Source organism: Rhodanobacter denitrificans (genome assembly GCF_000230695.2).
GTDB lineage: Bacteria > Pseudomonadota > Gammaproteobacteria > Xanthomonadales > Rhodanobacteraceae > Rhodanobacter > Rhodanobacter denitrificans.
This window is the reverse complement of sequence record NC_020541.1, coordinates 3919603-3944873: the sequence shown is the minus strand read 5'-3', so window position 1 is coordinate 3944873 and position 25271 is coordinate 3919603. Positions and strand designations below refer to the sequence as shown.

Below are 25271 nucleotides of genomic sequence, written 5' to 3'. Positions count from 1 at the left end.
TCGAAGCAACGTGTAATCCCTGTCCGGCCATGCTAGCGGGCCAGCGTCCTCGACTTGGCATGCGCGCGCCGCATCGTAACGCGAAGGTTCATCTTCCATGTGTGCCGTTCCGTGGGCGTGTCGTGAATGGGTGCTGCGCTTTTGTTCAGAGCGTGTCGTCGGCCTGCGGGTCCGCGCTGGCGCCGGGCACGCAGCCGGGCACCACCGCGTTGGCCTGGAACATCCACCACTCGCGGCGGTTGGCGTGGCCGACGTAGGTAGCGCGATGGCGGTCCACGCAGGCGCCCATCGCCTCGTCGAGGCTGAAGATCCAGCGATGCGCCGGGTCCTGCCGCTGCCAGGCGATCGCCTCGGCATATTGCTGCGGCCACGGTTTCAGGAAGCCGAACTCGGCGACCGGCCCCGCGGCCATCAGCAGGTTCTGCTCCTTCCAGGCGAGCAGGCCGATGGTGGCGTCGGGGCCGGCCATGGCGCGCGCCTGCACCATCACGTCGCGCGCCGAGCGGTCACCGTTGAGCATCGGATAGCCCCACAGCCCATACACGCTCCACAGCACACCGGCGAACAGCAGCCAGCCCAGCGGCGCGCGGCGCACCCGGGTCAGCGCCACGATGACCAGGCCAGCCGCGCCGATGGCCAGCAGCATCCACCAGATCTGCGGATCGAGACTCTGCTCGATCTTCACCGCCCAGGCCGGATGACGATGGATCGCCAGCGCGGCGGCGGCGGTCAGCGCGCCGGCCAGCAGCACGGTCAGCGCGCACACCGCGAGGCGCACGCCGCGCCGGCGCAGCAGGCCGGGCAGCAGCGGTGCCAGCGCCAGCGCGGTCATCGGCAGCGCCGGCAGGATGTAGACGTCGCGCTTGCCCGGGCTGAACGAGAAGAACAGCAACATCAGCACGATCCAGCCCAGCGGCAGCAGGAAGCGCGCGTCGCGCCGCTGCAGCCGGCGCCACCATGCCGGCAGCGCCCATGGCAGCAGCAGCGACAGCGGCAGCCAGTCGACGACGATGATGCCGAGGAAGTAGAACGGCGAGTGGAGGTGTCCGGTCGGCGTGGCGTAGCGGTGCACGGTCTGCCCGAACAGGATGTTCTGCACGTACGCGGCGTGCTGCGGATCGCCGTCGGCATGGGCGACCAGCAGCATCGGCAGCAGCCAACCCAGGATCGGCACGAAGAACAGCGCCAGGCCGCCGGCCCAGCGCCAGCCGCCGACCGGCAGCGCCAACTGGCGCCAGTGGCCGCGGCGCGCGACCAGGTACGGCAGCAGCATCAAGAGCGCCAGCACGCCGACGCCCTTGGTCGCCACGCCCAGGCCGGCGAAGAAGCATCCCACGGCGAACCAGCGCCACGACGGCCCCAGCAGCAGGTGGCGCAGCAGGCCGTAGTTGGCCAGGGTGATCCAGCCCAGCAGCAGCGGGTCGATCTGCGCATTGCGCATCTGGTAGGTGAAGTGGATGGTGACCAGCAGCGTGGCCGCGGCCAGCAGCGCGCTGCGGTGGTTCCACAGCCGGCGTGCCAGGTCGTAGACCAGCGCCAGCGCGCCCAGCGCGGCGAGCAGCGAGGGCAGCAGGAAGGCGATGCGCCAGTGGTGGGTGAGGTAGTAGCTGAGCGCCTGCAGCCACATGAACACCGGCGGCTTGTCCGGGTACAGCTCGTGGCCACGGTGCGGGAACAGCCACTGGCCGTGCTCGACCATCCACTGCGCCACCAGCGCGAAGCGCGGTTCGTCGGACGGCCACGGGTCGCGCAAGCCGATGCCGAGGCCGAGCAGCAGCAGCGCGAACACGCCGAACAGCAGCAGCTCCGCGCGGGCGCTGCGCAGCCACAGCGGGCGCGCATGGGACAAGGATGCGCAGGGATTCACGGGTGGGGCGTTCCGTCGGCGGGGGTCGGGGGAGTGCCAAGCATAGCCCGGCGGTGGTATGCCGACCTCATGGAGGGCTCAGCGGGACTTTTGCAGCACCGCGTAGTACATGCCGTCGAGGTCGCCGTCGCCGGGCAGGATCTGCCAGCCCAGCGCGGCGGGCTGGCCCGCCGGCAGGGTGAACGCCAGCGCCTGCGCATCGGTTTGCGCCGCGAGCAGTTCGCCGACGATCGCCTCGTTCTCCGCGCGCAGCACCGAGCAGGTGACGTAGAGCAGCCGCCCGCCCGGCGCCAGCAGCGGCCACAGCGCGGACAGGAGGCGACGCTGCTGTGCGTGCATCGCGGTGATGTCGCTCTCGCGCCGGTGCAAGCGCACGTCCGGCCGGCGGCGCAGCACGCCGCTGGCCGAGCACGGCGCGTCGAGCAGGATGCGGTCGAACGGCCGACCCTTCCACCAGCCCTTCGGCGCGCCGGCGTCGCCGACCACGATTTTCGCGTCCAGGCGCAGACGCATCAGGTTCTGGCGGATGCGTTCGGCGCGCGGCGCGTCGAACTCCAGCGCGGTGAGGTCGATGTCGGCGCGTTCGAGCAGGTGGCAGGCCTTGCCGCCGGGGGCGGCGCAGGCATCCAGCACGCGCAGGTCGTCGTGCAGGTCGGCCAGGTCGGCAGCTGCTTGCGCGGCGCCGTCCTGCACCGCGAACAGGCCATCCTCGAAGCCGGGCAGGCGGGTGACATCGCTGCTGTGCGGCAGCACCAGCGCGTCGCTCAGCCACGGATGCGCAGTGGCGGTGTAGCCAGCGGTCTGCAGCCGGGCGGCCAGCGCCTCGCGCGTGCTGCGCCGGCGGTTGACACGCAGCATCAGCGGCGGTTCGGCGTTGTCGGCGGCCATCACCGCCTCGGCCTGCAGCGGCCAGTCGCGCGCAAGCGCCGCGGCCAGCCAGGCCGGGTGCGCGTGGCGGGTCTGCGGCCGGGCATCGAGTTTCGCCAGCAGGCTTTCGCGTTCGCGCTGCCAGCGCCGCAGCACGGCGTTGACCAGGCCGGCCAGTTGCGGCCGCTTGAGCGCGCGCACCGCCTCGACCGTGGCGGCCACCGCGGCGTAGTCCGCAAGTTCGAGGATCTCCAGCTGGACCAGTCCCAGCACCAGCAGCGCGTGCACGGCCGGGTCCTTGTGCCGCAGCGATTTTTCCAGCAGGCCGTCGACCGCCGGATCGAAACGCAGCCACCAGCGCGCGCCTTCGCTGAGCAGAGCCATCAGCAGGGCGCGGTCGCGTGGGTCGGCCAGCCTGGGCGCGGAACGCTCCATCACGTCGCGCAGCGAGGCGCCGCGCAGGGCCACCTCGGCGAGCCCTTTGGCGGCCAGCGCGCGGGTGTCGGCCTTCATCAGCCGCGCCGCAATTCGGGACGGGCGTTGAGGTAGTCGGCCGCGCCGATACGCCTGCCGCCGGCGCGCTGCACCGTGGTGACGCGCAGCGCGCCCTGCCCGCAGGCGAGGTCGATGCCGTCGCGCCCGGCGGCCAGCACGCTGCCCGGCGCGGCGTGGTGGTCCGCCTCGATCGCGCGGGCGGCCCAGATCCGCAGCGGTTCGCCGGCGATTTCGCCTGCGGCCACCGGCCACGGGTCGAACGCGCGCACCTGGCGCTCCAGTTCGATCGCGGAGCGGCTGAAATCGAGCTTCGCCTCGGCCTTGTCCAGCTTGTGCGCGTAGGTCACGCCGGTTTCTGGCTGCGGCGTGGCGGCCAGTGTCTCGCCGGCCAGCGTGCGGCGCAGGCCCTCGGCCAGCACCTCCGCGCCCAGCGTGGCGAGGCGGTCGTGCAGCGAGCCGCCGGTGTCGTCGCGGCCGATCGGCGTGCGCCGTTCGAGCAGCACCGGGCCGGTATCCAGGCCCGCCTCCATCCGCATCAGGTCGACGCCGCTCTCGGCATCGCCGGCCAGGATCGCGCGCTGGATCGGCGCGGCGCCGCGCCAGCGCGGCAGCACGCTGGCGTGTACGTTCCAGCAGCCGAGGCGTGGAATCGCCAGCACCTTGCGCGGCAGGATCAGGCCGTAGGCCACCACCACCAGCAGGTCGGGACGGTAGTCGGCGAGCCGCTGCTGTACCTCGGCGGGTTTCAGCGATTCGGGCTGCTCGACCGCGAGGCCGGTGGCCAGCGCGGCCCGTTTCACCGGACTCTCCGCGAGCTGGCGGCCGCGGCCGGCGGGGCGGTCGGGCTGGGTATAGACGGCCACCACCTCGGCGCCGCTGGCACGGCAGGCCTCGAGACAAGGGACGGAGAACTCGGGGGTGCCGGCGAAGACGACCCGCAGGCGCCGGCCGCTCAAGCGCTGGCCGCCTGCTTGCGCTGTTTGTCCAGGCGCTTCAGCAGCAGCGAACGTTTCAGCGGGGAGAGGTAATCCACGAACACCTTGCCTTCCAGGTGGTCCATCTCGTGCTGCACGGCCACCGCCAGCGGGCCTTCGGCCTCGTGGACGACGGCCTTGCCGTCGACGTCCTGCGCCTTCACCCTCACCCTCAGCGCGCGGGTCACGTCGGCGTACAGGCCGGGGAAGGACAGGCAGCCCTCCTGGTAGACCTGGGCGCCGTCCTTCTCCACGATCTCGGCGTTGATCAGCACCAGCGGCTGGTTGCGCTCCTCGCTCATATCGATCACCAGCACGCGCTGGTGCACGTTGACCTGGGTGGCGGCCAGGCCGACGCCGTTGGCGGCGTACATGGTCTCGAACATGTCGGCGACGAACTGCTTCAGCTTCGCGTCGAACACGCTTACCGGCGCGGCACGGGTGCGCAGCCGGGGGTCGGGGAATTCAAGGATGGAAAGGATGGACACAGGCATCACCTCGGCGCCGAAAGTGCGGGCGATTTGGTAAAAAACCACCCGCGGCGCCATCTAGAATGTGTCTTATTGTACGTCGGCAAGCGCCCGAGTACAGACGATTTTTGCCAACTCGCGCCTGTTGCGCGCATTAACCATTCGGTTACACTCGGCCGAGCACCTGGGGAAGGGGGATTCCCGCCAATGATCAAGAAAATTATCGTGTTGCTGGCCGGCATGCTGGTCACCGTGGCCGTCTATGCGGCCGGTGCGCAACTGCGGGCCGATCATCCCGACAGCTATACCGTGCGTCGGGGCGACACGCTCTGGGACATCTCCGCCAAGTTCCTGTCCAAACCGTGGCTGTGGCCGGAAATCTGGCAGGCCAATCCGCAGGTGCGCAATCCGCACCTGATCTACCCCGGCGACGTGCTCAACCTGTCCTTCATCAACGGGCCGCGCCTGGGCCTGCAGCCGAGCGTGCATCGCGAGGGCGAGGCGGTGCCGGCGATCCCGCTGTCCGAGCTGAAGATGTTCCTGAAGGACATGCGGGTGATGGACTCGAATGCGGTCAGCTCCGCGCCGTACGTGGTCGGCCTCGAGGAAGCGCGCCTGCGTGGCGCGGTCGGCCAGAACATCTATGTGCGCGGCCTGCAGGGCGAGGCCGGCCAGCGCTGGGCGATCGTGCGGCCCAGCCACGTGTTCCGCGGCTTCGACCAGGGTGACGCGGCCAGCGCCGACCTGGTCGCGCACGAGCTGGACAGCAACGCGGCGATGGTCAATGCGCCGTGGCGCGAGGATTCCCGCAACGACGGCCACTACGGCAAGGGCGACGACCTCGGCGTCGAGGTCAGCGTGATCGGCACCGCCGAGACGCTGCGCACGGGCGACCCGGCGACGCTGCTGCTGCTCGGCGCCACCCAGGAAATCCGCAGCGGCGACCGCATCATGCCGCTGGACGAGTCGCCGTACGACGCCTACTACTACCCGCATGCGCCGAAGTCGGTGCCGGCCAATGCCAAGGTGATCGGCTTCGCCGACGCGATGGATGCGGCCGGTCCGCGCCAGGTGGTGATGTTGTCGATCGGCGCGAAGGACGGCGTCGAGAATGGCCAGACCTACACGATGATGCAGCCCGGCGAGACGATCCACGACGACGTGGCCAGCAACAGCTGGCGGCGCGGCGTGGGCGAGAAGGTCAAATTGCCCGACGAGTACATCGGCCACGTGATGGTGTTCCGCACCTTCGACCGGGTCAGCTACGGCCTGGTGATGGATGGCCTGCGGCCGGTGCACGTCGGCGCCCGCCTGGTCATGCCGGAGTAAGTGCCGGCAAGCACCACGGCGGCATCTGCCTACAGCACGGCGCGGTTCCCACCGCGCCGTTTTCTTTGCGGGCCACTGCGTAAACTGCCGCCATGACCATGGATGATCGCGATGAACTGCGCGCCTGGCTGCTCGCCTTGCGCACGCCCGGCCTCGGCCCGGGCGGCCTGCGCGAGCGGCTGGATGCGGCCGGCGGCGACATCCGCGCCGCGCTGGCGCAGTTGAGCCGCGACGCGGCCCGGCTTGGCGAGCCGGCCCGCGCCTGGCTGGCCCGGCCCGACGAAGTGCAGCTGGCCGCCGACCTGGCCTGGCTGGCCGAACCCGGACATCGGCTGCTGCGCTGTACCGAAGTGGATTTTCCGCCGCAACTGGAGCACATTCCGCAGCCGCCGGCGGTGCTGTTCGTGGTCGGCGACACCGGCCTGCTGCTGTATCCGCAGGTGGCGATCGTGGGCGCGCGCGGTGCCAGCGCAGTGGGTCTCGCGCATGCCCGGGCGTTTGCGCTGGCGCTGACGGAGGCCGGTTTCGCGATCACCAGCGGCATGGCCGACGGCATCGACGGTGCCGCCCATGTGGCCGCGCTGGATGCCGGCGCGAAGACGCTCGCGGTGGTCGGCACCGGGCCGGATCGGGTGTACCCGCGCAAGCACCACGCGCTGGCCCGGCGGCTCGCCGCGCAGGGGGCGCTGGTCAGCGAGTTTCCGCCCGGCACGCCGGCGCGCCCGGATCACTTCCCGCGGCGCAACCGGATCATCGCCGGGCTCGCGCTGGGCACGCTGGTGGTCGAGGCGGGCCTGCGTTCGGGCTCGCTGATCACCGCCCGACTGGCCGCCGAACAGGGCCGCGAGGTATTCGCGCTGCCCGGTTCCATCCACCACCCGCTGGCCCGCGGTTGCCACCGATTGATCCGCGACGGCGCCCGGCTGGTGGAGAGCGCGACCGAGATTGTCGAGACATTGACGCCGGCAGCGCGCATGCTTGGCGGCGAGCTGGCCGCGCGGCTGGGTGCGACTGGCGGCGCGGTGGCCGGGCCGCCGCGGGTCGCGAGTGACGATGGTGTCGCCCCGGGGCCCGCCGAGGCAGATGGCGACACCGGGTATCGACGGCTTTTGACCGAACTTGGTCATGAACCGGCGACGTTGGATGAACTTGTACGGCGTACCGGGCGGTCGGCCGCCGCACTTTCCTCGATGCTGATGATCCTGGAGCTGGAGGCCAGGGTGGCGAGCCTGCCGGGCAACCGCTATCAGCGATTGCCCGGCGGCTGAACGGCCGTCGGGCGACGCCTGCGGTGCGGCCGGGCTTGACAGTCGTCGGCGCGGCATGGTTTCAACTATATATATGTCCGGCACGGAAGCGCCGGTGGTTCACCTTTGGATATCCAGCTTCATGGCAAAAAACCTGCTCATCGTCGAATCACCGGCCAAGGCCAAGACGATCAACAAATACCTGGGCAAGGACTTCCAGGTCCTCGCCTCCTACGGTCATGTGCGCGACCTGAAGCCGAAGGAGGGCGCGGTCGACACCGAGCACGGTTTCGCCATGGCCTACGAGATCATCGAGCGCAACGAGAAGCACGTCGACGCGATCGCCAAGGCGGCCAAGCTGGCCGACGACATCTATCTGGCGACCGACTTGGATCGCGAAGGCGAGGCGATCAGCTGGCACATCAGCGAGATCCTGAAGGAGCGCGGCCTGACCAAGGGCAAGCAGCTGCACCGGGTGGTGTTCTCCGAGATCACGCCGAAGGCGATCAAGGCCGCGGTGGCCGCGCCGCGGCAGTTGTCGCACGACCTGGTCGATGCGCAGCAGGCGCGCCGGGCGCTGGACTACCTGGTCGGCTTCAACCTGTCGCCGGTGCTCTGGCGCAAGGTGCAGCGCGGGCTTTCCGCCGGCCGCGTGCAGTCGCCGGCGCTGCGCATGATCGTCGAGCGCGAGGAGGAGATCGAGGCGTTCAAGGCGCGCGAGTACTGGACCATCGAGGCCCAGCTGAAGCACGCCGAGGGCGATTTCGCCGCGCGCCTGTCCAGGCTCAACGGCAAGAAGTTCGAGCAGTTCGACCTCACCAGCGAAGCGGACGCGCATGCCGCCCGCGACGCGCTGAAGCAGGCCGCGCGCGGCCGCCTCACGGTCAGCGAGGTCAGCTCGAAGGAACGCAAACGCCGCCCGGCCGCGCCGTTCACCACCTCCACCCTGCAGCAGGAGGCGGCGCGCAAGCTTGGCTTCACCACCAGCCGCACGATGAAGGTGGCGCAGGGCCTGTACGAGGGCGTGGCGCTGGGCAGCGAGGGCAATGTCGGCCTGATCACCTACATGCGTACCGACTCCACCATGCTCGGCGAGGATGCGGTGGCCGAGCTGCGCCAGCTGATCGCCCGCGACTTCGGCGGCCACGCGCTGCCGGACGCGCCGCAGGTGTACAAGACCAAGTCGAAGAACGCGCAGGAAGCGCATGAAGCGATCCGCCCGACCTCGGCGATGCACACGCCGAAATCGGTGGCCGCCTTCCTCAACGACGACCAGCGCAAGCTGTACGAGCTGATCTGGAAGCGCACGGTGGCCTGCCAGATGATCCACGCCACGCTGAACACCGTGACGGTGGAATTCGCCGTGCGCGACGTCGCCGGTGGCGACGCCGCGTTCCGTTCCAGCGGCACCACCGTGGTCGACCCGGGCTTTCTCGCCGTGTACGAGGAGGGCCGCGACCAGAAGAATGCCGAGGACGACGACGAAGGCCGCCGGCTGCCGCGGCTGGCGGTGGACGAGCAGGTGCCGCTGCACGACATCGTCGCCGACCAGCACTTCACCGAACCGCCGCCGCGCTATTCCGAGGCGAGCCTGGTCAAGGCGCTGGAGGAATACGGCATCGGCCGGCCGTCGACCTATGCCAGCATCATCCAGGTGCTGCAGAACCGCGAGTACGTGTTCCTCGACAGCCGCCGCTTCAAGCCGACGGACGTGGGCCGCGCGGTCAGCAAGTTCCTCACCCAGCACTTTAGCCGCTACGTCGACTACGACTTCACCGCCAGGCTCGAGGACGAGCTCGACGCGGTCAGCCGCGGCGAGGAGGCGTGGGTGCCGCTGATGCAGCGCTTCTGGCAGCCGTTCAAGCAGCAGGTGGAGGAGAAGACCGAATCGGTCGATCGCAGCGAGGCCACCGGCGCGCGCGAGCTCGGCAGCGACCCGAAGACCGGCAAGCCGGTCTCGGTGCGGCTGGGCCGGTTCGGGCCGTATGCGGCGATCGGCACCAAGGACGACGCGGACAAGCCCACCTTCGCCAGCCTGCGCCCGGGCCAGAGCATGCACACGATCACCCTGGCCGAGGCGCTGGAGCTGTTCAAGCTGCCGCGCCAACTGGGCAGCGCGCCGAACGGCGAGGAAGTCAGCGTGGCGATCGGCCGCTTCGGCCCGTTCGTCAAGCAAGGCGGCACCTATGCCTCGCTGAAGCCCGAGGACGACCCGTACACGATCGAACTGCCGCGCGCGCTGCAGATCGTGCAGGAGAAACTTGAGATGCTGGCGAACCGGCTGATCCTCGATTTCGGCAACGGCGTGCAGGTGCTGAACGGCCGCTACGGCGCCTACATCACCGACGGCGAGAAGAACGCGCGCATCCCGAAGGAGCAGGAGCCGAAGGAGCTGACCGAGGCGCAGTGCCTGGAGCTGCTGGCGGCCGCACCGGCACGCAAGCCGGGTCGCTTCGGCAAGAAGGGCGCGACCAAGAAGGCGGCCGCGAAGAAGGCGGCGCCGGCAAAAAAGACGGCGGTGAAGAAGGCCGCCAGCAAGAAGGTTGCGGCGAAAAAGACCCCGGCGAAGAAGACGGCGGCAAAGAAGACCGCCACCAAGAAGGCCGCTGCAAAGAGGCCCGCGACCAGCAAAACCGGAGCCTGAGTGCTGCAGCGCTTCACCCTGGCCGAACTCGACGCTGCCGCCGCGCTGCTGCATGGCGGCGGCGTGCTGGCGTACCCGACCGAGGCGGTGTTCGGCCTCGGCTGCGATCCACATGACCGCGTCGCCTTCGAGAAAATCTTCGCGTTGAAGCAGCGCCCGGCGACCCAGGGCGTGCTGTTGATCGCCGCTGATTTCGCCCAGGTCGAGCGCTACATCGAACTGGCCGCGGTGCCGGCGGAGGTGCTGCGGGAGGTGCGATCGAGCTGGCCCGGCCCGCACACCTGGATCTTCCCGCGCTCGGCCGAGGTGCCGGCGTGGGTCGCCGGCGCGCATGCCGGGATCGCGCTGCGGGTCACCGCGCACGCACCGGCCGCCGCGTTGTGCCGCGCGTTCGGCGGCGCGCTGGTGTCGACCAGCGCGAACCCGCACGGCCAGCCGCCGGCGCGCACGGCGCAGACCGTGGCGGAGTACTTCGGCGATGCACTGGATGGCCTGCTGGACGCTCCACTGGGTGGCCAGGCCAGTCCCACGGTGATCCGCGATGCATTGTCGGGCGCTATCATCCGCGCCTGAGCGTCCACGGGAGCGCGCCGGATCATTGCGCCAGCTGAACCGCCGCGGGATGCCAGCTGCCGCCATTCACGCCGCTGTTCATGGTGCGGCGCGATTCTGCGGGGCATGTCGAATTGAAGATCAGGGAGATTGCGGCTTGGCCATCGTTTACGACACCTACCAGCGTGAGGCGCCACCGCGACTGCCGTTGCTGGACGCGGTCGACCCCGCACGGATCGTGGCCTGGCATCACGGCGAGCCGGTGAACGCGGCGTGCTTCCTGGCCCAGGTGCAGGCGGTGGCCGCCGGGTTGCCGGCCGCCCCCGCCGGGGTCAATTTGTGCGAGGACCGCTACGCGTTCCTGGTCGCGTTCTGCGCGATCGCGTTGCGTGGCCAGGCCAACCTGTTGCCGTCGTCGCGTGCGCCGCAGGCAGTGGACGAGGTGATGGCAGCGCATCCGGGTTGCTATGCGCTGGGCGAGCAGGCGCTCGATCCCGCGCCGCGCGGTTACCGGCAACTGCCGCCGCTGGATGCCGTACCGCCGCTTGAACTTGATGCAGCGTGGCCGTCGATTCCGGCCGGGCAGGTGGTGGCGATCGGCTATACCTCCGGCTCCACCGGTGCGCCCGGCGCGAACCTGAAGACCTGGGGCAGTTTCCACGCCAGCAACGCCGGCAACCTGGCGCTGCTGCGCGCAGCGGTCGGGCCGCGTGTCGAGATCGTCGCCACGGTGCCGCCGCAGCACATGTACGGCATGGAGATGTCGGTGCTGCTGCCGCTGCTGGGCGACGTCGGCGTGCATGCCGGGCGGCCGTTCTTTCCGGCCGACGTGGCCGCCGCGCTGGCCGAGGTGCCGGCGCCGCGGGTGCTGGTGACCACGCCGGTGCACCTGCGCGCGCTGGTGGAATCGGGCATCGCGCTGCCGCCGGTCGCGGCGATGGTGTCGGCCACCGCACCGCTGCCGGTGGAACTGGCGCGCCGCGCCGAGCAGCGGTTCGGTGCACCGCTGCTGGAGGTGTTCGGCTCCACCGAGACCTGCGTGTTCGCCAGCCGGCGTCCCGCCGTGGACGAGGACTGGTCGCTGTATGACGGTGCCAGCCTGCATCCGCAGCCGGACGGCACGCTGGTGCAGGCGCCGCAGCTGGACGCGCCGGTGGCCCTGGCCGACATCGTGAGCCTGTCCGACGGCGGCCGCCGCTTCCGCCTGTGCGGCCGCCACGCCGACCTGCTGGAGATCGCCGGCAAGCGCGCCTCGCTGGGCGACCTTACCCGGCGCCTGCTGGCGATCCCGGGCGTGCGCGACGGCGCGGTGTTCCAGCTCGACGACGGCGATGCGCTGGGCGTGCACCGGATTGCCGCGCTGGCGGTGGCACCGGGGCTGGATGCACACGCGATACTCGACGCCCTGCGCCGCGCGATCGACCCGCTGTTCCTGCCGCGTCCGCTGAAGCTGGTCGAGGCCTTGCCGCGCAACGAGACCGGCAAGCTGCCGCGCGCGGCGCTGCTGGCCCTGCTCGGCCAGCACGACGACGATTGAGCCGCCGGCTCGCGCCAGGGCGTGCGGCCTCGCTGCCGTCGGCTGAGCGCGCAGCCGCTACAATGCCGGGCTGCGCCGGGTGGCGCGCCTCACACGGAGCAGCCCAATGAAGGTCCTGGTCATCGGCGGCGGCGGTCGCGAACATGCGCTGGCGTGGAAGCTCGGGCAATCGCCGCAGGTCGACGAGGTGATCGTGGCGCCCGGCAACGCCGGCACCGCGCGCGAGCCGGGCGTGCGCAACGCCGACGTGGCGGCGGACGACCTCGATGGCCTGCTGCAGCTGGCGAAGCGCGAAAAGGTCGGGCTGACCGTGGTCGGTCCCGAGGTGCCGCTGGTGGCCGGCGTGGTCGACCGTTTCCGCGCCGCCAGCCTGCGCATCTTCGGCCCGCGCGCGATCGCCGCGCAGCTGGAAGGCTCCAAGGCGTTCGCCAAGGATTTCCTGCAGCGGCACAACATTCCCACCGCGCACTATGCGGTGTTCACCGAACTGAATCCGGCGCTGGCCTACGTGCGCGAGCAGGCCCATCAGAGCGGCGGCGCGCCGATCGTGATCAAGGCCGACGGCCTGGCCGCCGGCAAGGGCGTGGTGGTGGCGCTGACCCTGGCCGACGCGGAACTGGCGCTGCACGACATGCTCGGCGCACACGCGTTCGGCGACGCCTCGGCGCGGGTGGTGATCGAGGAGTTCCTCGACGGCGAGGAAGCCAGCTACATCGTGATGAGCGACGGCAGCCATGCGCTGCCGATGGCCTCCAGCCAGGACCACAAGCGCCGCGACGAAAACGACCTCGGCCCGAACACCGGCGGCATGGGTGCGTATTCGCCGGCGCCGGTGGTCACGCCGGAAGTCGAGCAGCGCATCCTCAAGGAAGTGATCGAGCCGACCCTGCGCGGCATGGCGGCCGAGGGCGCGCCGTTCATCGGCTTCCTCTATGCCGGCCTGATGATCGACAAGTCGGGCGCGCCGAAGGTGATCGAGTTCAACGTGCGTTTCGGCGACCCGGAAACCCAGCCGATCCTGCTGCGGCTGAAGTCCGACCTGGTCGAGTTGATCGACGCCGCGCTGGACGGCCGGCTGGAACAGACCCGGGCGCGTTGGGACGCGCGCCCGGCGATCGGCGTGGTGATGGCGGCCGGTGGCTATCCGGGCCGGGTGCGTCTGGGCGACGCGATCGACGGCCTCGACGTGGCGCTAGCGGCCGACGTCAAGGTATTCCACGCCGGTACCCGCCTCGACCCGGCGGGGCGCGTGCTCACCACCGGCGGCCGCGTGCTGACCGTGTGCGCACTGGGCAGCGACCTCGCCGCGGCGCGCGAAAGCGCGTATGCCGCGCTCGGCCGGATCCATTACGACGGCGCATTCTGCCGCCGTGACATCGCACACCGGGCCTTGCACCGCCGCTGAGCCGGGCCGGCGTCGCGGGCCGCGTACGCCGCCGCATGGTAGGCCATTGGATGGCTTGACTTTTCCGGGCGGCGCTTTTTGGGCTATGCTTGGAACTTCCCCCGCGTAGAGTCGTGGCGCATAGCGCCTGAACGGCCTCGTGCTTGATTTCACGTTGATGAGGTTTTCCCATGCGCAAGACGGTTTTGTCGCTGATGTCGGTTGCGACACTGGCTCTGGCTGGTTGCAACAACGCTTCCCATCCGTCTCAGTCGACGGACTCCACGGCGCCCGCTTCCGCGAACACGGCTGCGGCCGCTGCGCCGGTCCCGAGCCAGGTGAGCGGCACGATTACGCTGCGCGCCGGCACGCCCGCGCCGTCGGCGAACGCCACCCTGGTGCTGAACCTGGCCGACGTGTCGTCCACCGCCGTGGGCTCCGCCCCGCTGGCCAGCAAGACCTCGCCGGCCGGTTCGTTCCCGCAGTCGTTCACGCTGAGCTTCAACCCGGCCGAAGTGAAGCCGGGCGACCTGTACGTGATCCAGGCGTCCCTGACCGACGGCGACCGCAAGTACACCATGCCGATCCAGGCGCCGGTGCTGGCCAAGGGCAGCAAGAACGACGGCGTGGCGATCGAGCTGCTGGCCGAGCAGACGCCCAGCGAGAAGATCCTGGCCGAGTTCGCCGAGGCGAAGGCGCAGATCGGCGGCATGAAGATCAGCCATGGCACCAAGCTGGAGGCCAGTGATTCGCGCGGTTGGCAGCTGTTCCGCCAGGCCGGCGAGGTGAAGTACATCCGCGAAGAGGTCGACTACGGCGACAAGGGTTACACCAGCACCGACTATGCCTACAAGGACGGCAAGCCGTGGGCGATCGTGCAGGAAACCAAGGCCAGCCGCGACGGCAAACCCAGCGCGATCGACCGCGCCGGCTGGAGCGACGACGGTACGCTGGTACTCAAGCAGCACCAGGTCGGCAGCGACGTGCAGCCGCTCGATCCGGCAGTGGCGGCGACGCTGAGGAAGCAGGCGGTGGCGATTCTCGCCATGGCTACCGGCGGCAAGAACAAGTAAGCCGTCCGGGCTCCCGCGTCGAGCGGGCTGGTCCACAAAAAAAGCCGTCCGCATCCACGGACGGCTTTTTCATGGGCGGCCCGGACCAGGCCGGGCCGCTGGGCAGAGCGGATCAGAGACTGATCCGCACGCCCATGTTGACGCTGTTGAACTTCTGGCTGTTGTCGCCGAAGCGCCCGCTGTAGCCGATCCAGCTCTGCACGCTCGGGGTGAGTTGGGCGGACAGGCCCAGCGTCGCGGTACCCCAACTCGGGTCCGGGCTGAAGCCGGACAGGGCGAAGCCGCCGTTCATGCTGTTCAGGCCGGCGCGGACCATGCGCGGGTCGGCCTTGCTGTCGTGGTTCCAGCCCAGCTCGACATAGGGCGACATCACCAGGTTGTTGACCTGCCACTGGCCGCGCAGGCGCCAGCCCAGCGTGGATAGCAGCGAGTCGCGCTGCTGCCGGCCGAACCACATGGCGCTGCTGTCGTTGCCGCTCTCGGCGTAGCCGCTGATCTTCACGGTCTGCCAGTCGACGGTGGCGAACGGGCCGGTCTGCAGCTTGTCGGTGAGATCGAACCACCAGCCGCCGGTGACGCCGCCGCCCAGGTGCGAGCCGTCGGTCTTGCCGGTTTCGGTGCGCTGCATGGCGCCGATGCTCATGCGGCGTTCGATGTCCTTGAAATTCGACTGGCCGAAGTTGACGTAGCCGCCCACGTAGCCGCCGCCGTTGTGGTAACCGACATAGCCCAGGCCGCTGACGTCCTGCAGCTTGTAGCCGCCACCGCCGGAGAAGTCGGCGTTGTGCTGGCCCACACCCAGCGCCACGCCGGCGGTGACGTGCTCGCCGGCGAAATAGTTCGCGCCCAGGGTGAAATTGAAGTTGTCGCTGTTGGTGCGCGGCGAATTGCCGGTGGCGTCGAAGCGCTGCCGGGCATAGTCGATGTTGACGAAGGTGCGCACGTCGCCATCCTTGCCGGTGGTCAGCATCTGCTCGCGCATGACGCGGTTCTGCGTGGCGCTGGCGGCCAGCGGCGCTTCGCCGAGCAGCGAGACCTGCTCCGGCGCACGGATCACCGACAGCACGTACTGGCTGAGCATCGCGTGAGCGGCGGTGGTCGGATGCACGCCATCGGCGAACAGGTAGCTCTGGTCGGTGCCCGCCGCGTAGCTGTAGGGCAGCCCCGAGCCCTGCGGGCCGCACTGGATCGAACTGCCGGTGCACGCCGGCGTGGTGACGTTGCTGAAGCCGTAGGCCGCGGGGTTCGCGACCGCCTCGTTGAGCAGGGCGAAGGTATTCACCGGAATGATGTTCAGGCCGTTGGCGCTCAACTGCGCCAGCCCGCTGTTGAGCACGCCGTTGTAGAGCACGGCGAGCTGGCTGGCGCCGGCCTGCGCGGCCGCGCCGCCGGCGGCGGAGGCGGGCGTCTTGCCCAGGTCGGGCAGGTTGTAGACCACCACGTAGCGCGCGCCGGCGGCCTGCAGCGCGCCGAGTACGCCCAGCTCGGCCTGCGCCGCGCCGGTGGTGCCGGCGGCGATCGCGTTCGGGTCGGTCAGCGCACCGCTCAGGTAGAAGATGTCGTTGGCGCCGCCCCAGACCTGGTACAGCGCGTTGCCGTCGGCCTTGCCGCCGGTCGTGCCGAGGTACATCTGCAGCTGCTGCGGAATGGTCGGCACCGCGGCGACGTTGTTGACGAAGCCGGCGCCGCCCCAGGCGAAGTCGGTGCCGCCGGCGGCTGACGGGGCCAGCGCGAAACCGAGCTTCGCCGCGACGTTCTCCGCGGTGGTGATGCCCGGGTTGGTGGTGAAGCGCAGCGGCGGCTGGATCGCGGGCGCAGTGGCCAGCGAGATGTTGCCGCCGTCACTGAGGCTGTCACCGAAGACGATGACGTTGCTGAAATCGGTGGCCGCGGCGGCCGTGCTGAACAGCAGGGCGGTGGCGATGGCACCGGCCAGATGGCGGGTACGAAGCATGCAGATACTCCTCGGCCGGGATGGCCGTGTTAGCTGGACGTTACGGTACGGCATTCCATACGGAACCGCATGCTGCAGCGCATCGCCGCCGCCCGCGGTCCCGGCTTGGGCAGCTCAGCGCTTGCCCGCCCGCGCAAACGCATCGGCGAACGCGTTGCTGGCCGGGGCGGCAGCGGGTTTGGGCGCGCCGCCGCCGGGGCGCGGGCCGCGGCTGTCGCGTGGGCTGCCGCCGGCATCGCGGCCGGCCCCCGGACGGGCGCTGCGCGCCTGCCCCGGTTCGTCGTCCAGGCGCATGCTGAGGCCGATGCGCTGGCGCGGGATGTCCACCTCCATCACCTTGACCTTGACGATATCGCCGGCCTTCACCGCGTCGCGCGGATCTTTCACGAAGCTGTGCGACAACGCCGAGAGGTGCACCAGGCCATCCTGGTGCACGCCGATGTCGACGAATGCGCCGAACGCGGCGACATTGGTGACGCGGCCTTCCAGGATCATGCCGGGCCGGAGGTCCTTCACGTCCTCGACGCCTTCGGCGAAGCTCGGCGCCACGAATTCCGGGCGCGGGTCGCGACCGGGCTTTTCCAGCTCCCTCAGGATGTCGCGCACGGTCGGCACGCCGAATTTCTCGTCGGTGAACTGCTCTGCCTTCAGGCCGCGCAGGAAGCCGCTGTCGCCGATGATGTGGCGCACTTCGCGGCCGCATTGCGCGATGATCCGCTCGACCACCGGGTAGGCCTCCGGGTGTACCGCGCTGGCGTCCAGCGGATTGTCGCCGCTGGGCACGCGCAGGAAGCCGGCGCACTGCTCGAATGCCTTGTCGCCGAGGCGCGGCACCTTCAGCAGCGCCTTGCGGTTCGGGAACGGGCCGTTCGCATCGCGGTGCTTCACCACGTTCTCGGCCACCGAAGCGGACAGGCCGGCCACGCGCGCGAGCAGCGCGGCCGAGGCGGTGTTCACGTCCACGCCGACCGCGTTGACGCAGTCCTCCACCTTCGCATCCAGCGCGCGCGCCAGCTTGATCTGGTTGACGTCGTGCTGGTACTGGCCCACGCCGATCGCCTTCGGCTCGATCTTCACCAGCTCGGCCAGCGGGTCCTGCAGCCGGCGGGCGATCGAGACGGCGCCGCGCAGGCTCACGTCGAGATCGGGAAACTCCTTCGCCGCGAGCTCGGACGCCGAATACACCGAGGCGCCGGCCTCGCTCACCACGATCTTCGAGAGTTTCGCCTCGGGCAGCTTCTTGATCAGCTCGGCGGCCAGCTTGTCGGTCTCGCGCGAGCCGGTGCCGTTGCCGATCGCGATCAGGTCCACGTTGTGTTGTTTGCACAGCTTGGCCAGCGCCACCAGCGATTCGCTCCACTGCCGGCGCGGTTCCAGCGGGTAGATCGTGTCGGTGGCCAGCAGCTTGCCGGTGGCGTCGACCACCGCGACCTTGCAGCCGGTGCGGATGCCCGGGTCCAGTCCCATCACCGTCTTGGCGCCGGCCGGCGCAGCCAGCATCAGGTCTTTCAGGTTGTCGCCGAACACGCGGATCGCCTCGTCCTCGGCGCCTTCGCGCACACGGCCGAACAGATCGAGCGTGAGATGCAGGTGCAGCTTCACCCGCCAGGTCAGGCGCACGGTCTCGCGCAGCCAGGCGTCGGCGGCACGGCCGCGTTGGTGGATGTTCGCATGCGCCGCGACGCGGCCCTCGCCCTCGGCGTGGCCCTGCTCGCTGTCCGCGGCGGGGGCGAGCTCGAGTTCGATCACGCCCTCGTTGCGCGCGCGCATCAGCGCCAGCAGGCGGTGCGAGGGGATCTTCGCGATCGGCTCGACGTGATCGAAGTAGTCGCGGAACTTGGCGCCCTCGTGCTCCTTGCCCTCGACCACCTTCGCGCGGATCTGCCCCTGCGCCCACAGCCAGTCGCGCAGCTCGCCGACCAGGTGCGCGTCCTCGGCGATCGACTCCATCAGGATCGCGCGGGCGCCGTCGAGTGCGGCGCGCACGTCGGCGACGCCTCTCTCCGCGTCGACGAACGACTCGGCGAACGTCTCCGGCGACCGCGTGGGATCCTCACGCAGGCCCAGCGCCAGCGGTTCCAGCCCGGCCTCGCGGGCGATCTGCGCCTTGGTGCGGCGCTTCGGCTTGTACGGCAGGTACAGGTCCTCCAGCCGCGCCTTGGTGTCGGCGGCGAGCAGGTCGGCTTTCAACGCATCGCTGAGCTTGCCCTGTTCTTCCACACTGGCCAGGATCGCGGCGCGGCGCTCTTCCAGCTCGCGCAGGTAGCGCAGGCGCTCTTCCAGCAGGCGCAGCTGGGTGTCGTCGAGGCTGCCGGTGACTTCCTTGCGATAGCGCGCGATGAACGGCACGGTGGCGCCGCCGTCGAGCAGGTCGACGGCCGCCCGTACCTGTTCGGTCTTCGCGGCGATGTCGTGGGCGATGCGTTGTTCGATGCTGAGCATGGGTGGTGATCGGTTCCCGTCGGCGGCGTGATGCGCCGGATGAAGAAGAATGCGGCGGCCGATGATACCAAGCGGCTCTGGCGGTACCGCCGCGCAAACAAGAACGGCGCCGCGGATCGGCCGCGGCGCCGTCGTGGGGTCAGTGGCTCAGGCGCTGAACGAGTTGCGGCTGTCGGCCGTCGACGGGCTCGCTTTGAACTCGCTGGCACGGCCGTTCAGTACCAGGGTGCCGCAGATCATGTCGTGCAGGCCCTGCTTGCGCTGGGTCCAAGCGACCATCAGGAAGCCGACGCCCAGGATGATGGCGCTGAGGATCTTGGCGAAGTAGCGGCCCAGCGCGCGCGGGAAGCTGATCCGCCGGCCTTCCAGGTCGGTGACCCGGATGCCCAGCGCCAGCTTGCCCAGCGTGCCCTGCCAGGCCGAGCTTTCACACACGGTGAAGTACAGCACGCCGAGCACCACGATCAGCAGCATGGCCGGCCACATCGTGGAGTAGTAGTGCATGTTGGCGGCCATCATGGCGTCGGGGTTGCCGACCGCGTCGAGACTGGCCTGCTTCAGCGCCGCCTTCGCCGCGTCGCCGCCGAATGCCTTCTCGATCAGCACCTGCGGGATGTACAGCACGATCGCGTCGAGAATATAGGCGGCCACGCGCTTCCAGAAACCGGCGTGGTCTTCCAGCGCGGCGGCGGTGGTCTGCGGCAGCAGCGGGGCGGCCGGTGCGGCGTAGGGGTTGGCGGTTGCCGGCGGCGGTGCGACTGCCACGTCGGGGAACAGCACCGACAACGGCTGCCAGTCGGCCAGGCCTTCGTGCCAGGCCAGGTCGGCTGGGCTCACCTGGCCGCTGCGCAGCCATTGGCGCACGTCGTCTTCCTTGTACGGGCCATGCCGTTCACCGTCGCGGCCGATCCAGATTTCCATCGCGCACCCCCATGCTGGTCAAAGTGCGCATGATGCCATGAGCGGATTGCCGCGCGGGGGTCAGGCGGCGTCGCGGCGCTTCAGGTGCACCAGCAGCAGCGAGATCGCCGCCGGGGTGACGCCGCTGACGCGCGCGGCCTGGCCCACTGTGGCCGGCCGCGCGCGCTTCAGTTTCGCCAGCACCTCGGCCGACAGCCCGCGCACCTTGTCGTAGTCGAAGCCGGTGGGAATCGCCAGCTGCTCGTGGCGGCGCTGGCGCTCGATCTCCTCGCGCTGGCGCTGGAGGTAACCGGCGTACTTCACCTGCACCTCGACCTGTGCGGCAACGTCGTCGCGCTGCACCGGCGGCCCCAGTTCGGGAACGGCGGCCAGTGCGGCGTAATCGAGTTCGGGTCGGCGCAACAGGTCGATGGCGCTGGTCTCGCGGCTGACCGCGATGCCGAGCTGGCGCTCGACCGCCGCGCCACGGGCGTTCGCCGGGGTCACCCACAACGTGCCGAGCCGCTGCAGCTCGCGCTCGACCGCCTCGCGCTTGGCGCACCATGCGTCGAGGCGTGCCTGCGACACCACGCCGAGTGCGAAACCCTGCTCGGTGAGGCGCAGGTCGGCATTGTCCTCGCGCAGGTGCAGCCGGTATTCGGCACGCGAGGTGAACATGCGGTACGGCTCGATCGTGCCGTTGCTGGTGAGGTCGTCGATCAGCACGCCGAGGTAGGCCTCGTCGCGGCGCGGATACCACGGCCCCTTGCCCTGCACCGCGAGCGCGGCGTTGAGGCCGGCGACCAGGCCCTGCGCGGCGGCCTCCTCGTAGCCGGTGGTGCCATTGATCTGGCCGGCGAAGTACAGGCCGGGAATCGCCTTGGTCTCCAGCCACGGGTGGAGGCCACGCGGGTCGAAATAGTCGTACTCGATCGCGTAGCCGGGGCGTGTGATGTGCGCCCGCTCGAAGCCCTTGATCGACTGCACCAGGGCCAGCTGCACGTCGTACGGCAGCGAGGTGGAGATGCCGTTCGGGTAGATCTCGAAGGTGTCCAGGCCTTCCGGCTCGATGAAGATCTGGTGCGACGACTTCTCCGCGAAGCGCACCACCTTGTCCTCGATCGACGGGCAGTAGCGCGGGCCGACGCCTTCGATCTGGCCGGTGTACAGCGGCGAGCGATCCAGTGCGCCGCGGATGATCTGGTGGGTGCGCTCGCTGGTGTGGGTGATCCAGCAGCTGACCTGGCGCGGGTGTTCGTCGCGCGTGCCGAGGTAGGAGAACACCGGCACCGGATCGTCGCCGGGCTGCTCATCCAGGCCGCCAAAGTCGATGCTGCGGCGGTCGATGCGCGGCGGCGTGCCGGTCTTCAGGCGGTCGGCCGCCAGCGGCAGCTCGCGCAGCTTCTGCGCCAGCGCGCTGGCCGGCGGATCGCCGGCGCGACCGCCGGCGTACTGCGCCTGGCCGATGTGGATCTTGCCGGCGAGGAAGGTGCCGGCGGTGAGCACCACCGAGCGGGCGCCGAACGACAAGCCCATCTGGGTGACCACGCCGGTGACGCGGCCGTTTTCGATGAGCAGGTCGTCGACCGCCTGCTGGAACAGTTCGAGGTTCGGCTGCGTCTCCACCATGCGTCGGATCGCCGCCTTGTACAGCGTGCGGTCGGCCTGGCAGCGGGTGGCGCGCACGGCCGGGCCCTTCGACGCGTTCAGCGTGCGCCACTGGATGCCGGCGAGGTCGGCGGCATGCGCCATCGCGCCGCCAAGCGCGTCGATCTCCTTCACCAGATGGCCCTTGCCGATGCCGCCGATGGCGGGGTTGCAGCTCATCTGGCCGATCGTCTCGATGCTGTGGCTGAGCAGCAGCGTGCGTGCACCGGCGCGCGCGGCGGCCAGCGCGGCTTCGGTGCCGGCGTGGCCGCCGCCGATCACGATGACGTCGTAGTGGGTCGGGTGGCGCATCGAACTGACCTGAGCGTGCAAAAAGTGACGAAACGGGGCGCCATGGTAGCGCCACCCATGCCTGGCGAGCCGCCCGGGACGGCTGGCACGTTTTCTGCTTCAACAAAGCCAGCACTTTCAGGGGCAGACGCTGCGCGACCACGCGCGCCGAGATCGGACGGACAGGGGTTCGATCGCGTACCAGGAAAGGAAGCAAGACGGCACCCCTCGGGGTGCCGTCGCCTTTTGCGGGGTCAAAAAGCGTGCAAGGCCCAAAAGACGAGGCCCCGCGGCTTGGCGGCCGCGGGGCCTCGTGCTGTTAGATCTGGCGCCCGGCGGTCTCAGGAACAGGGGGAATCCAGGATGACCGTATTGCCGAGCGCCAGAAACCGGAAACCTGCTGGCGCAGACCACAGTGGTTGCTGTGGAGCGTGGAGCGATATTCGCCGCAAATGCGTGAACACGGGGTGACTGAAAAGGAGTTTTGTGCCGGATCGCGGCAGCAGATGACGTATTGCGTCAGTCGTGTGATTGCATGCGTGAATCGGTCGTGATCCAGATCACATGTGGCATGGCGGTTGCATCTCCCGGCTTACCTATCACGAGGGATACGCCATGGACATGAGCTTCGATTTCCAACCGGTTTATCCGCACCATGACCTGCTGGTCGAACTCGGCCAGGTCGAGATGGCCATCGACGGCCTGAGCGAGCGCGACGACAGCGAGCGCGTGGCACTGCAGCCGAGTCTGGAGTCGCGCCTGCAGAGCCTGCTCGACGCGCTCGATCATTTGGACGTCTGAACGAAGCCTCCGGCCCGTGTGCGGGGCAGCGCCGCGTGCACGTCAGGGCGATCCGGCGGGATCGCGCGATGCCCCGCCGCCGGTCAGCGGTTCAGCACGCTGCCGATGATTTCGGCCAGGTTGCGGGAAAGCCCGTGATGCCCGGCCAGTTCCACGATGGCCGCATGCGCGGCCTCGCGCCGTAGCGGCTCCAGCCGCTGCCAGCCGTTGAACGCCGTGGCCAGCCGCGCCGCGACCTGCGGGTTCAACGCATCCAGCGCCACCAGCCGTTCGGCCAGCAGTCGGTAGCCGGCGCCGTCGACGCGGTGGAAGCCGCTCGGGTTGTTGCGCACGAATGCCCCCAGCAACGACTGCACCCGGTTCGGGTTCTTCAGGGTGAACGCGGCATCGCGCTCCAGCCGCCGCACGCGGTCCAGTGCGCGCTCGCCCGGCAACTGCGCCTGCACCGCGAACCACTTGTCCAGCGCCAGCGCGTTGCCGGCGTGGCGTTCGCGGTAATCGCGCAGCGCCGCGGCGGCCTGCGGGGCATCGCTGCGCACCAGCACGGACAGCGCGGCGAGGCGGTCGGTCATGCCGGGCGCCTCGCGGTATTGCGCCGTGGCCAGTTCGCCAGAGCCGGCACGGTCGAGCAGCGCCAGCAGTTCCAGCACGCGGCGCTTCAGCCGGCGCTGGGCCTGGCTCGCTGCGTCGAGTTCGATCGTGGTGTGTGCGGCCAGCGCGGCATAGCGCTGGCGCAAGGCCGCGGCGCCCAGGCGCGCGGCCAGTCGCTGCTGCAGGGCCTGGCGCAAGTGATGGATGCGCTGCGGGTCGATCGCGCTCTCGCGCTCGGCCAGTTCGACCTCGCCCGGCGGGGTCAGTAGGTCGGCAAGCAGGGCGTCGTCGATGGCGGCGGCATCGAACAACCGGGCCAGTGCATCGCACCAGGCATGCAGCGCGGCGCCGGCGGTGTCGTCGCGCAGGTCCTCGTAGGCACGCGCAGCCAGTTGCTGGCCCGCTTCCCAGCGGTTGAAGCCGTCGACGTCATGGGCCAGCAGCAGAGCCAGTTCCCCGGGCGTGTAGTCGCACTCCAGGATCACCGGCGCGGAGAACCCGCGCAGCAGCGACGGTACCGGTGCGGTGGTGACATCGGCGAAGACGAAGCTTTGTTCGGCCCGCTCCAGCACCACCACCCGCTCGGTGTCGGGTTTGGCCGTCTGGCCGTCCAGATGCAGCGGCAGCATGTCGCCCTGCGGCGTGAACAGCGCCAGTTTCACCGGGATCGGCAGCGGCACGCGGGGTTCCGCGCCGTGGCCGCCCGGGGTGTACTGGGCCAGGGTCAGGGTGTACGTGTGGCGGACCGCATCGTAATGGCCGTGCGCCTTCAGCCGGGGCGTGCCGGCCTGGGCATACCAGGCGAGGTAGGGCGTGAGGTCGGTGCCGTTCGCCCCGCCCAGCGCGGCGAGGAAGTCCTCCAGCGTGGCGGCGCGGCCGTCGTTGCGCTCGAAGTAGCGGTCCATGCCGCGGCGGAAACCGTCCCGCCCCAGCGCACCGGCCAGCATGCGCACCAGCTCGGCGCCCTTCTCGTACACCGTGGCGGTGTAGAAATTGTTGATCTCGCTGTATTGCGCCGGGCGCACCGGATGCGCCAGCGGGCCGGCGTCTTCGGGAAACTGCGCGCGGCGCAGCAGGGCGACGTCCTCGATGCGCTTCAGCGGCGCCGAGTTCATGTCGGCCGAGAAGCTCTGTTCGCGGAATACCGTGAGCCCTTCCTTCAGCGACAGCTGGAACCAGTCGCGGCAGGTGACGCGGTTGCCGCTCCAGTTGTGGAAATACTCGTGCGCCACGACCGCCTCGACGTGGCGATACTCCTCGTCGGTGGTCGAGTCCGGCGCGGCCAGCAGGCACTTCGCGTTGAAGATGTTGAGGCCCTTGTTCTCCATCGCGCCCATGTTGAAGTCGTGCGTGGCGACGACGTGGAACACGTCGAGATCGTAGTTGCGGCCGTAGGCCTGCTCGTCCCAGCGCATCGCGCGTTCCAGCGCGGCCATCGCGTAGTGGCAGCGGTCGATGGCGTCGGCTTCGGCCCAGATCTTCAGTTGCACGGCGTGGTCATCGGCGGTGACGTAGTCGCGCTCCATCACCTGCAGATGGCCGGCGACCACGGCGAACAGATAGCTCGGCTTCGGATGCGGGTCGACGAAGCGCGCCCAGTGCCGGCCGCCGTCCAGCGCGCCGGCGCCGTCCGGGTTGCCGCCGGCCAGCAGCACCGGAAAGCGCGTGCGGTCGGCACGCAGGGTGACCGTATAGCGCGACAGCACGTCGGGCCGATCAGGGAAGAAGGTGATGTGGCGGAAGCCCTCGGCCTCGCACTGGGTCAGCAGGAAGCCGGTCTCGCGCGGGCCGGACAGGTACAGGCCTTCCAGCGCGGTGTTCGCCGCCGGGCGCAGCCGCACGCGGGTTTCCAGCACGCTGCCGTCGCGCGCGCCATCTACCTCCAGCGCGTTGCCGTCGTAGCGGTAGGCGGTGGCGGGCAGCGGCGTGCCGTCCAGCGCGATCGACAGCAACTGCAGGTTCTCGCCGTCCAGCCGCAGCGGGGCGTCCTGCGCGGGGTCGCGACGCAAGTGCAGGCGCGCGAGTACCTCGCTGGCGTCGATGCCGAGGTCGAAGTCCAGTTCCACCGTGTCCACGCGCCATGCCGGGGCGCGGTAGTCGCGAAGACAAATCGACGCCGGGGCGGCTTGCGTGGAGAGTGCATGCATGGGAACAACGGATGGGGCGTTGGGGAGCGAACAGGATACCATGCACCTCTCGAACCACA

Annotated in this window: 17 protein-coding genes; 8 read left to right on the top strand and 9 right to left on the bottom strand. The window is 69.8% G+C overall.

Annotated features, from left to right (window positions below; genetic code table 11):
• Positions 1-145: 145 nt before the first annotated feature.
• The 4 genes from R2APBS1_RS17955 to def all read right to left on the bottom strand — a co-directional run bounded on the left by R2APBS1_RS17955 (position 146) and on the right by def (position 4691).
• A complete protein-coding gene (locus R2APBS1_RS17955; RefSeq protein ID WP_051061189.1) occupies positions 146-1849 on the bottom strand; it encodes an ArnT family glycosyltransferase in 1704 nt (567 codons plus the stop codon).
• A gap of 96 nt (positions 1850-1945) precedes the next feature.
• The gene (gene rsmB, locus R2APBS1_RS17950; RefSeq protein WP_015449014.1) at positions 1946-3247 is read right to left on the bottom strand and encodes a 16S rRNA (cytosine(967)-C(5))-methyltransferase RsmB; all 1302 of its coding nucleotides are present in this window, start codon (positions 3245-3247) and stop codon (positions 1946-1948) included.
• Positions 3247-4170: a methionyl-tRNA formyltransferase gene (gene fmt / locus R2APBS1_RS17945; protein ID WP_027484104.1), complete on the bottom strand. Its 924-nt coding sequence runs from the start codon at positions 4168-4170 to the stop codon at positions 3247-3249. The genes rsmB and fmt overlap by 1 nt, the downstream gene beginning before the upstream one ends.
• A gap of 11 nt (positions 4171-4181) precedes the next feature.
• Complete coding sequence (gene def / locus R2APBS1_RS17940) at positions 4182-4691, bottom strand: peptide deformylase (RefSeq protein WP_007513524.1); 510 nt, start codon at positions 4689-4691, stop codon at positions 4182-4184.
• 189 nt (positions 4692-4880) lie between these two features.
• Here def and R2APBS1_RS17935 point away from each other — a divergent pair, with 189 nt between their 5' ends.
• From R2APBS1_RS17935 to R2APBS1_RS17905, 7 genes are all read left to right on the top strand, one after another.
• A complete protein-coding gene (locus tag R2APBS1_RS17935) occupies positions 4881-6002 on the top strand; it encodes a LysM peptidoglycan-binding domain-containing protein (protein ID WP_015449011.1) in 1122 nt (373 codons plus the stop codon).
• A gap of 92 nt (positions 6003-6094) precedes the next feature.
• Positions 6095-7270, top strand: coding sequence for a DNA-processing protein DprA (gene dprA / locus R2APBS1_RS17930; protein WP_015449010.1), 1176 nt, complete (start codon positions 6095-6097; stop codon positions 7268-7270).
• A 121-nt stretch (positions 7271-7391) separates the two neighbouring features.
• Complete coding sequence (locus tag R2APBS1_RS17925) at positions 7392-9893, top strand: DNA topoisomerase I (protein ID WP_015449009.1); 2502 nt, start codon at positions 7392-7394, stop codon at positions 9891-9893.
• Positions 9894-10466 carry an L-threonylcarbamoyladenylate synthase type 1 TsaC gene (tsaC, locus tag R2APBS1_RS17920; RefSeq protein ID WP_015449008.1) on the top strand — a complete coding sequence of 191 codons (573 nt, stop codon included), beginning with the start codon at positions 9894-9896 and terminating at the stop codon, positions 10464-10466.
• Positions 10467-10602: 136 nt separating this feature from the next.
• Positions 10603-11982 carry an AMP-binding protein gene (locus tag R2APBS1_RS17915; protein WP_015449007.1) on the top strand — a complete coding sequence of 460 codons (1380 nt, stop codon included), beginning with the start codon at positions 10603-10605 and terminating at the stop codon, positions 11980-11982.
• A gap of 106 nt (positions 11983-12088) precedes the next feature.
• On the top strand, positions 12089-13387 hold the full coding sequence (gene purD / locus R2APBS1_RS17910) for a phosphoribosylamine--glycine ligase (protein WP_015449006.1): 1299 nt from the start codon (positions 12089-12091) through the stop codon (positions 13385-13387).
• Positions 13388-13557: 170 nt separating this feature from the next.
• A complete protein-coding gene (locus tag R2APBS1_RS17905) occupies positions 13558-14439 on the top strand; it encodes a YbaY family lipoprotein (protein ID WP_015449005.1) in 882 nt (293 codons plus the stop codon).
• Positions 14440-14551: 112 nt separating this feature from the next.
• On the opposite strand, the gene R2APBS1_RS17900 is transcribed toward R2APBS1_RS17905, so the two are convergent.
• The 4 genes from R2APBS1_RS17900 to mnmG all read right to left on the bottom strand — a co-directional run bounded on the left by R2APBS1_RS17900 (position 14552) and on the right by mnmG (position 21694).
• Positions 14552-16393 carry an autotransporter outer membrane beta-barrel domain-containing protein gene (locus tag R2APBS1_RS17900; RefSeq protein WP_015449004.1) on the bottom strand — a complete coding sequence of 614 codons (1842 nt, stop codon included), beginning with the start codon at positions 16391-16393 and terminating at the stop codon, positions 14552-14554.
• 114 nt (positions 16394-16507) lie between these two features.
• Entirely contained in the window at positions 16508-18835 is a 2328-nt protein-coding gene (locus R2APBS1_RS17895) for a Tex family protein (protein WP_015449003.1), read from the bottom strand.
• A 147-nt stretch (positions 18836-18982) separates the two neighbouring features.
• Positions 18983-19756, bottom strand: coding sequence for an RDD family protein (locus R2APBS1_RS17890; protein ID WP_015449002.1), 774 nt, complete (start codon positions 19754-19756; stop codon positions 18983-18985).
• A 60-nt stretch (positions 19757-19816) separates the two neighbouring features.
• Positions 19817-21694, bottom strand: coding sequence for a tRNA uridine-5-carboxymethylaminomethyl(34) synthesis enzyme MnmG (gene mnmG / locus R2APBS1_RS17885; RefSeq protein ID WP_007513546.1), 1878 nt, complete (start codon positions 21692-21694; stop codon positions 19817-19819).
• Between the two features lie 594 nt (positions 21695-22288).
• Here mnmG and R2APBS1_RS17880 point away from each other — a divergent pair.
• Complete coding sequence (locus R2APBS1_RS17880; protein ID WP_007513548.1) at positions 22289-22474, top strand: hypothetical protein; 186 nt, start codon at positions 22289-22291, stop codon at positions 22472-22474.
• An 83-nt stretch (positions 22475-22557) separates the two neighbouring features.
• Here R2APBS1_RS17880 and pepN read toward each other — a convergent pair whose 3' ends face one another.
• Entirely contained in the window at positions 22558-25212 is a 2655-nt protein-coding gene (gene pepN, locus R2APBS1_RS17875; protein ID WP_015449001.1) for an aminopeptidase N, read from the bottom strand.
• Between the last annotated feature and the right edge of the window lie 59 nt (positions 25213-25271).

Bases quoted from the DNA above. Each gene is read 5' to 3' on its own strand.
- rsmB (WP_015449014.1), bottom strand. From the start codon at position 3,247: ATGAAGGCCGACACCCGCGCGCTGGCCGCCAAAGGGCTCGCCGAGGTG.
- R2APBS1_RS17935 (WP_015449011.1), top strand. From the start codon at position 4,881: ATGATCAAGAAAATTATCGTGTTGCTGGCCGGCATGCTGGTCACCGTG.
- dprA (WP_015449010.1), top strand. From the start codon at position 6,095: ATGACCATGGATGATCGCGATGAACTGCGCGCCTGGCTGCTCGCCTTG.
- R2APBS1_RS17925 (WP_015449009.1), top strand. From the start codon at position 7,392: ATGGCAAAAAACCTGCTCATCGTCGAATCACCGGCCAAGGCCAAGACG.
- purD (WP_015449006.1), top strand. From the start codon at position 12,089: ATGAAGGTCCTGGTCATCGGCGGCGGCGGTCGCGAACATGCGCTGGCG.
- R2APBS1_RS17905 (WP_015449005.1), top strand. From the start codon at position 13,558: ATGCGCAAGACGGTTTTGTCGCTGATGTCGGTTGCGACACTGGCTCTG.
- R2APBS1_RS17900 (WP_015449004.1), bottom strand. From the start codon at position 16,393: ATGCTTCGTACCCGCCATCTGGCCGGTGCCATCGCCACCGCCCTGCTG.
- R2APBS1_RS17895 (WP_015449003.1), bottom strand. From the start codon at position 18,835: ATGCTCAGCATCGAACAACGCATCGCCCACGACATCGCCGCGAAGACC.
- R2APBS1_RS17890 (WP_015449002.1), bottom strand. From the start codon at position 19,756: ATGGAAATCTGGATCGGCCGCGACGGTGAACGGCATGGCCCGTACAAG.
- mnmG (WP_007513546.1), bottom strand. From the start codon at position 21,694: ATGCGCCACCCGACCCACTACGACGTCATCGTGATCGGCGGCGGCCAC.
- R2APBS1_RS17880 (WP_007513548.1), top strand. From the start codon at position 22,289: ATGGACATGAGCTTCGATTTCCAACCGGTTTATCCGCACCATGACCTG.
- pepN (WP_015449001.1), bottom strand. From the start codon at position 25,212: ATGCATGCACTCTCCACGCAAGCCGCCCCGGCGTCGATTTGTCTTCGC.